This window comes from Rhizobium sp. L9, from assembly GCF_002531885.1.
Lineage (GTDB): Bacteria > Pseudomonadota > Alphaproteobacteria > Rhizobiales > Rhizobiaceae > Rhizobium.
This window is the reverse complement of record NZ_NWSZ01000004.1, coordinates 83,182-95,648: the sequence shown is the minus strand read 5'-3', so window position 1 is coordinate 95,648 and position 12,467 is coordinate 83,182. Positions and strand designations below refer to the sequence as shown.

The 12,467-nt window shown below is 63.4% G+C and carries 11 protein-coding genes; 9 read left to right on the top strand and 2 right to left on the bottom strand.

Features of this window, described 5'->3' with window-relative positions:
- On the bottom strand, positions 1-1,092 hold the full coding sequence (gene mutY, locus CO660_RS04080) for an A/G-specific adenine glycosylase (RefSeq protein WP_097597644.1): 1,092 nt from the start codon (positions 1,090-1,092) through the stop codon (positions 1-3).
- 96 nt (positions 1,093-1,188) lie between these two features.
- On the opposite strand from mutY, the gene CO660_RS04075 reads away from it, so the two are divergent.
- Positions 1,189-1,680 (top strand): DUF721 domain-containing protein, encoded by a 492-nt coding sequence (locus CO660_RS04075; protein ID WP_097597851.1) that lies wholly within the window; start codon positions 1,189-1,191, stop codon positions 1,678-1,680.
- 46 nt (positions 1,681-1,726) lie between these two features.
- Here CO660_RS04075 and CO660_RS04070 read toward each other — a convergent pair whose 3' ends face one another.
- Positions 1,727-2,170 (bottom strand): RbsD/FucU domain-containing protein, encoded by a 444-nt coding sequence (locus CO660_RS04070; protein ID WP_097597641.1) that lies wholly within the window; start codon positions 2,168-2,170, stop codon positions 1,727-1,729.
- A 240-nt stretch (positions 2,171-2,410) separates the two neighbouring features.
- Between CO660_RS04070 and CO660_RS04065 the strand changes: the two genes are divergently transcribed.
- From CO660_RS04065 to CO660_RS04030, 8 genes are all read left to right on the top strand, one after another.
- Positions 2,411-3,415 (top strand): LacI family DNA-binding transcriptional regulator, encoded by a 1,005-nt coding sequence (locus CO660_RS04065; protein ID WP_097597638.1) that lies wholly within the window; start codon positions 2,411-2,413, stop codon positions 3,413-3,415.
- 1 nt (position 3,416) lies between these two features.
- Complete coding sequence (locus CO660_RS04060) at positions 3,417-4,904, top strand: sugar ABC transporter ATP-binding protein (RefSeq protein WP_097597635.1); 1,488 nt, start codon at positions 3,417-3,419, stop codon at positions 4,902-4,904.
- A gap of 13 nt (positions 4,905-4,917) precedes the next feature.
- Complete coding sequence (locus CO660_RS04055; protein ID WP_097597634.1) at positions 4,918-5,853, top strand: ABC transporter permease; 936 nt, start codon at positions 4,918-4,920, stop codon at positions 5,851-5,853.
- Positions 5,854-5,878: 25 nt separating this feature from the next.
- Entirely contained in the window at positions 5,879-6,880 is a 1,002-nt protein-coding gene (locus CO660_RS04050; protein ID WP_097597631.1) for a substrate-binding domain-containing protein, read from the top strand.
- A 191-nt stretch (positions 6,881-7,071) separates the two neighbouring features.
- Positions 7,072-7,347, top strand: coding sequence for a type II toxin-antitoxin system ParD family antitoxin (locus tag CO660_RS04045; RefSeq protein ID WP_097597629.1), 276 nt, complete (start codon positions 7,072-7,074; stop codon positions 7,345-7,347).
- Positions 7,337-7,639, top strand: coding sequence for a type II toxin-antitoxin system RelE/ParE family toxin (locus CO660_RS04040; RefSeq protein WP_097597627.1), 303 nt, complete (start codon positions 7,337-7,339; stop codon positions 7,637-7,639). Before CO660_RS04045 ends, CO660_RS04040 begins: the two co-directional genes overlap by 11 nt.
- Before the next feature lie 145 nt (positions 7,640-7,784).
- Positions 7,785-8,561, top strand: a complete 777-nt coding sequence (locus CO660_RS04035; RefSeq protein WP_097597625.1) for a DsbA family protein — start codon at positions 7,785-7,787, stop codon at positions 8,559-8,561.
- 219 nt (positions 8,562-8,780) lie between these two features.
- Positions 8,781-12,242 carry a chromosome segregation SMC family protein gene (locus tag CO660_RS04030; protein WP_097597622.1) on the top strand — a complete coding sequence of 1,154 codons (3,462 nt, stop codon included), beginning with the start codon at positions 8,781-8,783 and terminating at the stop codon, positions 12,240-12,242.
- Positions 12,243-12,467: the final 225 nt, after the last annotated feature.

Below are 12,467 nucleotides of genomic sequence, written 5' to 3'. Positions count from 1 at the left end.
TTATGCCCTGGATGTTTTGAATGCGAGAGGAATAGCCGCTGCGATCGCTTTTTTCATGACGGTGGGCAAGGCCTGCGCTTCAAGATTTGTAACGGGTTCCCACCATCCGTCATCCATGTCAGGCTTTTGAGCGATCGCCGCCCGCCAGATTGCAAGCCTGAGCTCGAAATGGGTGAAGACATGGGTAACAGTGCCGCTTGCCTGCCATCCGGCAGCGAAAGGAGCGGCCGCGGCCGAGGTCTCGCCGTCGAGCCGCGCCGTCCAGGCCGTCGTCGGCACCTCGGTCATGCCGCCGAGCAGGCCGCTTTCATCGCGCCGCCTGAGCAGGATCTCGCCCTCTCTGGTCACCGCGATGAAGGCCGCGCCATGGCGCACCGGCTTTTCCTTCTTTGCCGCCTTGACTGGAAAGAGCTCGGGATCGGACAATTTCAGCGCCTGGCAGGCGTCTCGGAACGGACAGAGCGAACAGGCCGGCCGCTTCGGCGTGCAGATCGTCGCTCCGAGATCCATCATCGCCTGGGCGAAATCGCCCGGCCGGCCCGGCGGCGTCAGCAGCGCCACCTTCTCCTTCATCAGCGGCTTGGCGCCGGGAAGCGGCGCTTCGATGGCATAAAGCCTTGAAATCACCCGCTCGACATTGCCGTCCATGACGGCCGCCTGCCGGTTGAAGGCAATGGCCGCGACGGCCGCCGCCGTATAGTCGCCGATCCCGGGGAGCGACTTCAGCCCTTCTTCGGTATCGGGAAAGACGCCGCCATGCTCCCTCGCCACCGCTTCGGCGCATTTCTTCAGGTTGCGGGCGCGCGCGTAATAGCCGAGCCCCGCCCAGGCGGCCATCACCTCGTCGTTCTCGGCGGCGGCGAGATCGGTGACGTCAGGCCAGCGCCGGAGAAATTTCTCGAAATAGGGTTTGACCGCCTGCACCGTGGTCTGCTGCAGCATCACTTCGGACAGCCACACCCGGTAGGGATCGGCGCGGACGCCGCGCGCCGCCATGCCGGGCGAAACGCGCCAGGGCAGATCGCGGTGATGGCGGTCGTACCAGTCGAGGAGGGGCTTTGCCGAGAGCGTATCGAGTGTCGTGGTCGTCATGATTTGCCGCAATGGGGGGAAGGCCTTATACTTGGCGAAGCAATGGCGCGCGATCAAGTCGGCCGTGCCACTTCGTGGCGCCGTCCAAGGGTTTCGATGAGTTATCCACGCAAAGATGTGAAACAGATTTCCGAGCTGGCGAACGGGCTGATCGATCCGGTCCTGGCGCGCCGCGCCGGCATCAACACGGCGCTGCTTGGCTCCTGGAGCGAGATCGCCGGCGAGGATTTCGCCGATTGCACCCGCCCGGAAAAGATAGCCTGGGCTCGCGGCGGCGGCGATGACGGCAGCTTCCGCCCCGGCGTGCTGACCATCGCCTGCGAAGGCGCGCGCGCGCTTTTCCTCACTCATGCCCAGGGCGAACTCATCCAGCGCATCAACAGCTTCTTCGGCTTCGCCGCCATCCACCAGATCCGCATCGTCCAGAAGCCGGTGTCGCAAGCCGTCCGCCGCTCCCACACCCCGCCGCCGCTGAAGGGCGAAGCCGCCCGCAAGCTCAAAGGCATGATGGAGGGGATAGAGGGAGACAAGCTGCGCCAGGCGATTGAGCGCCTGGGCACGGCGGTGATGGGCAAGCGGGGACGATGAATGCAGTGGACAAGCATCCGGCTCTAGCGCGGTTCCAGGGGCGTTCCTAAATCACACCCTTCTTCAGGATGAAGTTTCCATAGGGCCGTGTTTCACCCGTCTGAACCACCGCGAAGCAGGCTTCTGCAATCGGATAGTAGGCGAAGCGCTCGACAGGCTTGCTCCTGATGCCGCGCTGTTCGGCGGTCGCGCAAAGCAATTCCACATCCGAATGAACGGGCAGTAATATCCCGGCCTGATCCGGATCCTCCATGTGCATGAGCGGCTGTTCGACGAAGTGATCGAGCGGCATGACCGCCAGGATCGCTTCTATGGTCTCCGTGGCGCTGGCCGCGTTCATCGATATGAGTTTGCCGCTTCCGGTCTTTTTCGACACGCGGGACGCCGAGAAATTCTTGTCGACGATGGCGATCTCGTCGCCATGGCCCATCGCGCTCAGTATCCACAAAAGATCCGGGCAGAGAATCCCGGGGATGTTTTTCAGCGCCATGTGCGTTCCTCCCTTACGCCCGTATATCACTATAAATCACCGAAGAAAACGCTTGCGCAAACGTTTCGATGGCCATACGCTGCCTGCGATCGTTTCATTGGAGGATGAAGCGGGCAGAAAGCGACCGGCGAGCTGCGGCCTTGTTCGGGATCGCCTGGCTATTTCGATTTCGTTCGGAGGAGGCGACGCGGCGACGGCTTGAAACTGTCGCGTCGGGCGTGGGGGAGGAGGTCTGCAATCATGGCGACAATCACTGATGTCGCGCGCGCCGCGGGCGTGTCGGTCTCTACCGTTTCGCACGTCATCAATGGCACGCGGCATGTGAACGAGGCGACCGCGAAGCTCGTCAAAGAGGCGATCGAAAACCTCGGATTCGTGCCGAACGCCGTCGCCCGGTCACTGGTGCGATCCTCGACCGATGCCGTCGGGATCGCCATTTCGATCAGCACCAACTACTATTTCAACGATATCGTATCCTCGATCGAACGGGCCTGCGCCGCGATCGGGCAGCTCGTCTTTCTCTGCGACACGCAGAACGATCCGGCGACCGAACTGAAGCTGGTCCGCGAACTGGTCCAGCGGCGGGTGGATGGAGTGATTCTGGCTCCGTCAAGCGATCCGGAAAACCGCGCCGTCGAATATCTCAGATCGGCTCGCATGCCCTTTGTGCTCGTCGACCGTCTGACCGTTGAGGATGCGGACGGGGTCTGCCTGGACAACGAGGCGGCGATGGAAACGCTGATCGACCATCTGGTGGGCCACGGGCATCGCCGCATAGGCCTCATCGCCGGTGAGCCGGGGCTGCGGTCCACGCTCGAGCGCGTGCGTGGATACGTGCATGCGATGCGCAAGAACGGTCTCGAGATTGATCCCACTTTGATGAGCGAAGGCAATGCCAATAGCGCGGATGCTCACCAGTCCGCGCTTGCCATCCTTGGTCGGCCCGATCGTCCGACCGCCATCGCCTCGGGCAACAATTTGGCGACAATCGGCGTCATGCGCGCGGTGCGGGACCTCGGCTTGCGCATTTCCGAGGATCTGGCGCTGATCGGCTTCGATGATTTCGATTGGGCCGACTGTTTCGAACCGCGGCTGACCGTCATGGCGCAGCCGAGCGAGATGATCGGCATGCAGGCGGCGGAAATGCTGTCCAGGCGGATCAAATCGAGCACCGAAAGCGTGCGACAGGTCCGTCTGCCGGCAAAACTGACAATTCGCCGCTCCTGCGGCTGCGGAGGACACTGAAATGACGTCGGCGCTCGCTCTTGCTGGGATCACCAAATCCTTTCCGGGCGTGCGCGCCCTGAAGGGCGTGTCGTTTTCTCTGCAGCCCGGAGAAATCAGGGCGTTGGTGGGGGAAAACGGCGCCGGCAAATCGACGCTGATGAAGATCCTTTCCGGCGCCTATTCCGCCGATGAGGGGCGTATCGAGCTTTTTGGCGAGGAGGTTCTCGACCCGACCCCGGCGGGAATGATCGCGCGGGGTGTTGCGGTTATCTATCAGGAACTGGCTCAGGCGCCGCACCTGACCGTCGCCGAAAACGTTCTGATGGGGCGATTGCCGCGCAAGGGCGCCCTGATCGACTGGGGCGAAGCAAAGCGCCGGACCATCGAGGTCGTCGATCGGCTCGGTTTCGATGTCGATCCGACGGCCCGTATCGGAACGCTTTCCGTTGCCAAGCGCCAGATGGTTGAGATCGCCAAGGCGCTTGCGCGCAACGCGAAGATCATCGTTCTCGACGAGCCGTCGGCCGTACTGGCGCAGGCGGAGATCGACCAGCTGTTCCGGGTCGTCAGGCAGCTGGCGCGCGAGAGCGGCGTAGCATTTGTCTATATCTCGCATCGCCTGCGCGAAGTTTTCGAGCTGAGCGATACGGTGACCGTTCTGCGTGACGGCACCGTCGTCCACAACGGACCCTCCAACGGGCTGACGACGGACGATCTCATTCGCAGCATGGTGGGCCGGGAGGTGGGCGACGTTTTTCCCAAGCGCACGCCCCGGATCGGCGAGGAAGCCCTGTCCGCCAAGGATATTTCGACGCACGCGCTGCTCAGGAACGTCAGTATCCACGTTCGAAAAGGCGAGATCGTCGGTCTGTTCGGGTTGGCCGGCGCCGGCCGCACGGAGCTTTTGCGCGCCATCTACGGTGCCGACCCGCGCGATGCCGGCGAGGTCAGCATCAACGGCGCCAGCACCAGCATCGGTTCGCCGCGCGCCGGCATCGTGAAGGGACTGGGCCTCGTGCCGGAAGACCGCAAGACCGAAGGCCTCTTCCTGATACAGAGCGTCGGTTTCAACATCATGTCGGCCAGTCTCGCGCAGATCGTCCGGTTCGGACTTCTATCCCTTGGCCGCGAGCGCCGAATAGTCAGCGGTCTCATCGAGCGGCTGCGGATCAGGACGCCGAACGCCGCAGCGGCGACGCAAAACCTTTCGGGTGGCAATCAGCAGAAATGCGTGCTGGCGAGGCTCGTCAGCGCCGGATGCGAGATCCTGCTCGCCGACGAGCCCACGCGCGGCGTCGATGTCGGGGCCAAACGTGAGATCTACGATCTGCTGGTCGAGCTGGCGGAAGCCCGCGGCTTGGCGATCGTCATCGCCTCTTCCGAATTACCGGAAATCCTGGGTCTGTGCGACCGGCTCTATGTTTTGAGAGAGGGCGAAATAACGGCCGAACTCGATGCACGCACTGCGACCGAAGAAGAAGTCATGCACTTTGCGGCGCTACATTAATGAGGGGACCACCATGAAAAAAAGTCTTCCGCGCGGGACGGGTCTTGCCGGTGCATTGATCGTACTGATCATCGCCGCCTCGCTGATCTCTCCTCATTTTCTCAACCCCATTAATATTCTGAACGTTCTGAGGCAGGTCGCGCTCTACGGGATTCTCGGCATCGGCATGACATTCGTGATCCTCACCAAGGGGATCGATCTTTCGGTGGGCTCGATCGTGGCGCTGGTCGGCGTCACCGGCGCGGTCCTGATGGAGCAGGGCATGCCCATCCCGCTGATGGTGCTGATCTGTCTCTCCATTGGCGCCCTCGTCGGCTGCGTCAACGGCTTCGGCATTTCCCATTTCCGCATTCCGGCATTCATCATGACGCTGGGCTGCATGGTGATGGTGCGCGGCTTCGCGCTGATGATTGCCGACGGCGGAACCGTCAATCCGGGAAAGCTCGCCGACAGCTTCTTCGTGCTCGGCGGCGGTTATATTCTGGGTGTGCCCACTCCGATCTACGTCTTCGCGATCGTCTGCATCATCGCTGCCATCGTGCTGAGCTTCACGCCGTTCGGCCGGGCGATCTATGCGGTTGGCAGCAATGAGGAGGCGGCGAGGCTGTCCGGCATCAACGTGCCGCTGGTCATCTTCAGCGTCTACATCATCTGCGGCGTGCTGGCGGCGCTTTCCGGCCTGATTTTCCTGTCCCGCCTTTCCGTCGGCGACCCGAATTCCGGCCTCGGCCTCGAACTGGAAGCGATCACGATCGCGGTGATCGGCGGCACGTCGCTGTTTGGCGGCGAGGGCACGGTTCTCGGCACGATGGGGGGCGCCATGGTGCTCGCCATCATCGCAAACATTCTCAATCTCGCAGGCGTTTCACCATTTTCACAACAGGTGGTGAAGGGCGGGATCATCGTTCTTGCCGTGCTGCTCGAAGCCGGAAGAAAGCCACGCAGCTAGCGTGTTCAACAGAGGGAGAACTAAAATGCTCAATATCACCAGACGCATGCTCATTATCTCCGCCGGACTCGCCACCGTCCTGACAGCGGTCCCCGCCTTCAGTGCGGACAAGATCGTCATCGGCTTCTCGCAGGCGAGCTCGAACTCGGCGCATCGCAACACGATGACCAAACGCAACCAGGCCTATGCCGCCGAAAACTTCAAGGATGTCGATCTGATCGTCACCAACGCGGAAGGCAAGTCCGCAAAGCAGATTTCGGACGTCGAAAGCCTGATGGTTCAGGGCATGAAGGTTCTGATGATCTCGGCGCAGGATGGCGCCGCGATCGCTCCGACCGTCAAGCAGGTGTTGGCCGCTGGCATTCCGGTCATTACGCTCGAACGCAGCCTTGATATTCCCGTGACGCTGCATGTCGGCCCGCACAACAAACCCATCGGCACGCTTGCCGGCAAATACATAGCTGAAGCCCTGAAAGGCAAGGGCAATGTCGTGGAGATCAAGGGCGACCCGGCTGTCGCTCCCGCGGTCGAGCGCCATGAAGGTTTTGCCGAAGCCATCGCCGGCACCGATATCAAGGTGATCGCCGAGACCCACGCCGACTGGGACCAGGAAAAAGCGCTGAAGTTCATGGAGGATACGCTCCAGCGTTTCCCGGCCGGGCAAATCCAGGCCGTTTACGCCCATAACGACAATATGGCCTTTGGTGCGCTACGGGCGATTCAGGCCGCCGGCCGTGACAAGGAAGGCATCCTCATCATCGGCATCGACGGCGAGAATGCCGCCATCCGTGCCGTCGCCAAGGGTGACCTCACAGCGACCTTCACCTATTCCACCGTCGCGCCGGAAGGCGTCATCGCCGCGCACGCGCTCGCCACCAACGATACCGCGGCGCTTGAAAAGCTCGGAACCTTGACGAAGAAAGACGATGGCTCGATGGAAATCGAGATCGCATCGAAAATGATCACCAAGGAAAACGCCGCCGAGTTCTTCTGCAAGGGCTTCGGCGACGACCCTGAATGCAAATGATCCGATAGAAGTCGAAGTCCGGCGCGATCCATGGGGAGCGCCGGACTTTCGGTTGAGATCCGACGATCAAGCTGCCTGGTCGGCGGCTGGTCGAGCAGCCCGACGTCAGTTAGAAAGCCTAGGCATGAAGCCGGTCTTGAACTCCATCGCAAGTGTATTACACTGTAATCACCCGAGAGGAGTGAACAGGAATGCGCAGCAGCAAACCCATTACGGTGACGCTCGGGAGCCAGCAGAAGAGCTTGGAAGCGCGGCTGGAATCTGGCGCCTATAGTTCGGCGAGCGAGGTTATCCGCGCCGCGTTGCGCGCGCTCGACCGGGAAGAGAATGCGATCGACGAAATCATGCGTCGGAAAATCCGTGAGGCGATTGACGATCCGGGTTCGGATATCGACGCTGATGTGGTCTTCGAGCGACTCGAACGTCTGCACACCGATCGAATGAAGCCCCAGGGCGATGATGCCTAAGGTGGTATTTCGCCCTAGGGCGGAGAAGGATCTGCTCGATATTTACGAATTCATCGCTGCAGACAATCCAATGGCGGCAATAGAACTCGTTCGCCGGCTGAGACAGTTTTGTCATGGCTTGGAAGACATGCCGGAAAGGGGAGCGCCGCGTGAGGATTTTGCCCCGGGTGTTCGCATTCTGGTTTTCGAGCGGCGCGTGACCATTGCTTATCGGGTCGTGAAGGAGCAGGTGCAGATACTGAGGCTGTTTTATGCTGGCCGGAATACGCCTTCGGCCTTCCGTGAAAACTGAGAATCGCTCATTTCGGCTACGGCATCTGCTTTCGGTCCCATCACGGTCACAATTCTTTGAAGGAAGTTGGCGAACCGTGGCTTGTGAGTGGCCGCAAGCCGTTATATCGCACAGTCACGCCGTCAATCTCATTTATGGGGAACCCATGCAGATGTCCGAAATGCAACTGAGGAAACGCCGCCTCTTGGGTGGGATCGCCATCGCCGCAGCTGCGGCCGTGCTTGTCGCCTGCAACGACAGCAAGGACGCTGCCGATGCTTCGTCTTCCGGCAAGACCATGGCCGACGGCAGCAATGTCGATACCATGCAGACGGCGGCCACCACGACGGGGGACATGCCGCAGTCCGACGGCGATGTCGATATGGCCGAGGTGCTGAAACCCGGCGCGCTGCCGGAAATGGCGCTTGGCAAGGCCGACGCGCCCGTCAAGATCGTCGAATATATGTCGATGACCTGCCCGCATTGCGCCCATTTCCACAACACCACCTTCGACGCCATCAAGCAGAAATACGTCGATACCGGCAAGGTGCAGTTCATCATCCGCGAATTCCCCTTCGATCCGCGTGCGGCGGCCGCCTTCATGCTCGCTCGCTGCAGTTCCTCCAATCCGGAGCAGTTGAGCACGCCGGAACAGTATTTCCCGATGGTTTCGATGCTGTTCAAGCAGCAGCAGGTCTGGGCCGCCGCCGATGACGGCCGCGCCGCACTGCTGCAGATGTCGAAGCTTGCCGGATTTACTGAGGATAGCTTCACGAAATGCTTGACGAACCAGAAGCTTCTGGATGAAGTGAACGCCACGCGGGAAAGGGGATCGAAGGATTTCGGCGTCAACGCCACGCCAACCTTCCTCATCAATGGCAAGCGCTATTCTGGAGACATGCCGGTTGACACCATGTCGAAGCTCATCGACAGCCTCATCTGAACCGGATCGTTCGACCACAACGGGCGACGGCGAAAGCCGTGCGCCCGGTTTTCGTTTTCAGCGCAGTTTGCGGGCGTGGCCCCCTCATCCGCCCTACGGGCACCTTCTCCCCGCTGGGGAGAAGAGGGAATCGAGGCGTTGCGGCACACCCCCTTCGCCCCAGCGGGGAGAAGGTGCCGGCAGGCGGATGAGGGGGCTTCCTGCCGTGGATATTTCCGCATGAAGTTCAACAAGCTGCGCCTGGTCGGCTTCAAATCCTTCGTCGAGCCGACGGAATTCATCATCGAGCGGGGGCTGACCGGCGTCGTCGGGCCGAACGGCTGCGGCAAGTCCAATCTCGTCGAGGCGCTGCGCTGGGTGATGGGCGAGAATTCCTACAAGAACATGCGCGCCTCCGGCATGGACGACGTGATCTTTTCCGGCTCCGGCAACCGCCCAGCCCGCAATACCGCCGAGGTGGCCCTCTATCTCGACAATGGCGAGCGGACCGCGCCTGCCGCCTTCAACGACAGCGACGAGATCCAGGTCACCCGCCGCATCGAGCGCGAGCAGGGCTCGCTCTATCGCATCAACGGTAAGGAAAGCCGCGCCAAGGATGTGCAGCTGCTGTTTGCCGATGCCTCGACCGGCGCCCGCTCGCCCTCGATGGTCGGCCAGGGCCGCATCGGCGAGCTGATCCAGGCAAAGCCGCAGGCCCGCCGCCAGCTCCTGGAAGAAGCGGCCGGTATTTCGGGCCTGCATTCGCGCCGCCATGAGGCCGAGCTGCGCCTGCGCGCCGCCGAAACCAATCTCGAGCGCCTCGACGACGTCACCTCGCAGCTCGAAAGCCAGATCGAGAGCCTGAAGCGCCAGGCCCGCCAGGCCAATCGCTTCAAGACGCTGTCGGCCGATGTCCGCGCCCGCGAGGCGATGCTCCTGCATATCCGCTGGGTGCAGGCCAAGGAGGCTGAGGCCGAGGCCGACAGCGCCCTCAATCAGGCAACATCAATCGTCGCCGAAAAGGCGCAGATTCAGATGGAGGCCGCCAAGCAGCAGGGCATCGCCAGCCTGAAGCTGCCGGAACTGCGCGACGGCGAGGCGCGCGCCGCCGCCGCCCTGCAGCGCCTGCAGATCGCCAGGAGCCAGCTGGAGGAGGATGCCGGCCGCATCCTGCGCCGCCGCGACGAACTGACCCGCCGTCTCGCCCAGCTTGCCGAGGATATCCGCCGCGAGGAGCGGCTGGTGGCCGATAATGCCGTCATCCTCGCCAAGCTCGACGCCGAAGAGGCCGAGATTTCGGACATCCTCGCCGATTCAGGCCGTCATGCCGAGGAGACGCGCGAAGCCTTCGAAGCGGCGGCGGCAAAACTTGCCGACAGCGAACGGACCTTCACGCAGCTGACGGCCGAGCGGGCGGAAGCCGCCGCCGGCCGCAACCAGCTGGAGCGCGCCATTCGCGATCTGGCCGACCGCCGCATGCGCCTCGAGCGCCAGATGGACGAAGCAAATGCGGAATTGTCGGCGATCGGCGAGAAGATATCAGGCCTGCCCGATCCGGATGAAAAACGCGCGATCGTCGAGGCAGGCGAAATCGCGCTCGCCGATGCCGAAGCCGCCGTCCAGACGGTCGAACAGGCGCTCGCCGCCGCCCGCCAGGCCGAAGCCATGTCGCGCGCCCCCGTCGAGCAGGCCCGCGCCGGGCTGAACGCGCTGGAAACCGAAGCCCGCACCATTTCCCGCATGCTCGCCGCCGGTGCGGCGGCCGGCAAGTTCCCGCCGGTGGCCGAAGAGCTGAAGGTCGATCGCGGCTTCGAGACGGCGCTCGGTGCCGCACTCGGCGACGATCTGGAATCGCCGCTCGATGCCGAGGCGCCGGCCCATTGGTCTGTCAATGGCGATGGCGCCGGCGATCCGGCGCTTCCCGAAGGCGCCGTGCCGCTGATCGCTCATATCAGCGCGCCATCAGCTCTCACCCGCCGCCTGCGCCAGATCGGCCTGGTCGCCGATGGCGACGCGCGGTCGCTTATGGCGGCGCTGAAGCCCGGCCAGCGGCTGGTGACGAAGGAGGGCGCCGTCTATCGCTGGGACGGCCATGTCACCGGCGCCGATGCCCCGAGCGCTGCCGCGCTGCGCCTTGCCCAGAAGAACCGCCTGGCCGAACTCGAAAGCGAAGCGGCGATCGCCCGTGATGTGCTTGCCGAGGCCGAAGAGCGGCAGGCAGCGGCGGCCGAAGCAATCCGCCTCGAGGAGCGGCGGTTGGCCGAGGCCCGCGATATGAGCCGGCTGTCGGCGCGTCATCTGGCCGAAGCGCGCGAGGCGCTGGCTGCGGCCGAGCGGGCTTCCGGCGATCTCATCCGCCGCCGCGATGTCGTCAGCGAGGCTGCCAGCCAGCTGGGCGCGCAGCTGGAAGAGATCGGCGTCCAGGAAGAAAATGCCCGCATCGAGCTGGAGGACGCGCCTGATCTGACCGAGATCGACGATCGGCTGCGCTTCCAGCAGGCGGAAGTGGCGACCGACCGCGGCACGCTCGCCGAGGCCCGCGCCCATCATGAAAGCTTGGCGAGGGAAAACGAAGCCCGCCAGCGCCGCATCATGGCGATCGGCCAGGAACGCGAGACCTGGCGCCAGCGGGCGGCAAGCGGCGAGGATCATGTTGCGACACTGCGCGAGCGCGAGGAAGAGGCGCGCGATGAGGCGGCCGATCTCGAAATGGCGCCTGACGAATTCGACGACAAGCGTCGCGCCCTGCTCAGCGAATTACAGAAGGCCGAGGAGGCGCGCCGCAACGCCGGCGATCTCCTGGCCGAAGCCGAACGCATCCAGCGCGATGCCGATCACAAGGCGGCGACCGCGCTTTCCGAGCTTGCCGAATACCGCGAACGCCGCGGCCGCGCCGAGGAGCGCCTGGTCTCGGCCCGCGAACGTCGGCACGAAAGTGAAGTCCGCATCCGCGAGGCGCTGAACGTGCCGCCGCATGAGGCGCTTCGGCTCGCCGGCCTGCAGCCGATGCAGGCGCTGCCCGATCCGCGCGAGGTCGAGCGCGAGCTGGAGCGGCTGAAGATGGAGCGCGAACGGCTCGGCGCCGTCAACCTGCGCGCCGACGAGGAGCAGAAGGAGCTGAGCGAGAAGCTCGAAGCGCTGATCAAGGAGCGCGACGACGTCATCGACGCGATCCGCAAGCTGCGCGGCGCCATCCAGAGCCTGAACCGCGAGGGCCGCGAGCGCCTGGTCGCCGCCTTCGACGTCGTCAACGGCCAGTTCCAGCGGCTGTTCACCCATCTTTTCGGCGGCGGCACCGCCGAGCTGCAGCTGATCGAATCCGACGATCCGCTGGAAGCGGGCCTCGAAATCCTGGCGCGGCCGCCCGGCAAGAAACCGCAGACGATGACGCTGCTGTCGGGCGGCGAGCAGGCGCTGACGGCGATGGCGCTGATCTTCGCCGTCTTCCTCACCAACCCGGCGCCGATCTGCGTGCTAGACGAGGTGGACGCGCCGCTCGACGACCACAATGTCGAACGCTACTGCAACCTGATGGACGAAATGGCGGCTTCGACCGAGACCCGCTTCGTCATCATCACCCATAATCCCATCACCATGGCCCGCATGAACCGCCTCTTCGGCGTCACCATGGCCGAACAGGGCGTCTCCACCCTCGTCTCCGTCGACCTGCAGACAGCCGAACGCCTGCGCGAGATTGCCTGAGGTCTTGCGAGGAGGCTGTGCTCCCAGGGTCAAGCCCTCGGATCACCAATGAGAGTTGGTGCGGGGCGCGATGAAGCTACGGCCGGCGCAGAGCCGCAAGCTGCGTCGCCGGTGCGTGGTGAGAACGCCAACCAAACTCTCCGTCATCCCAGGGCTTGACCAGGCTTGACCCTGGGATCCATGGCCAAACACGCGGACTTCTATTTCCCTGCCGTGGGACGCCTT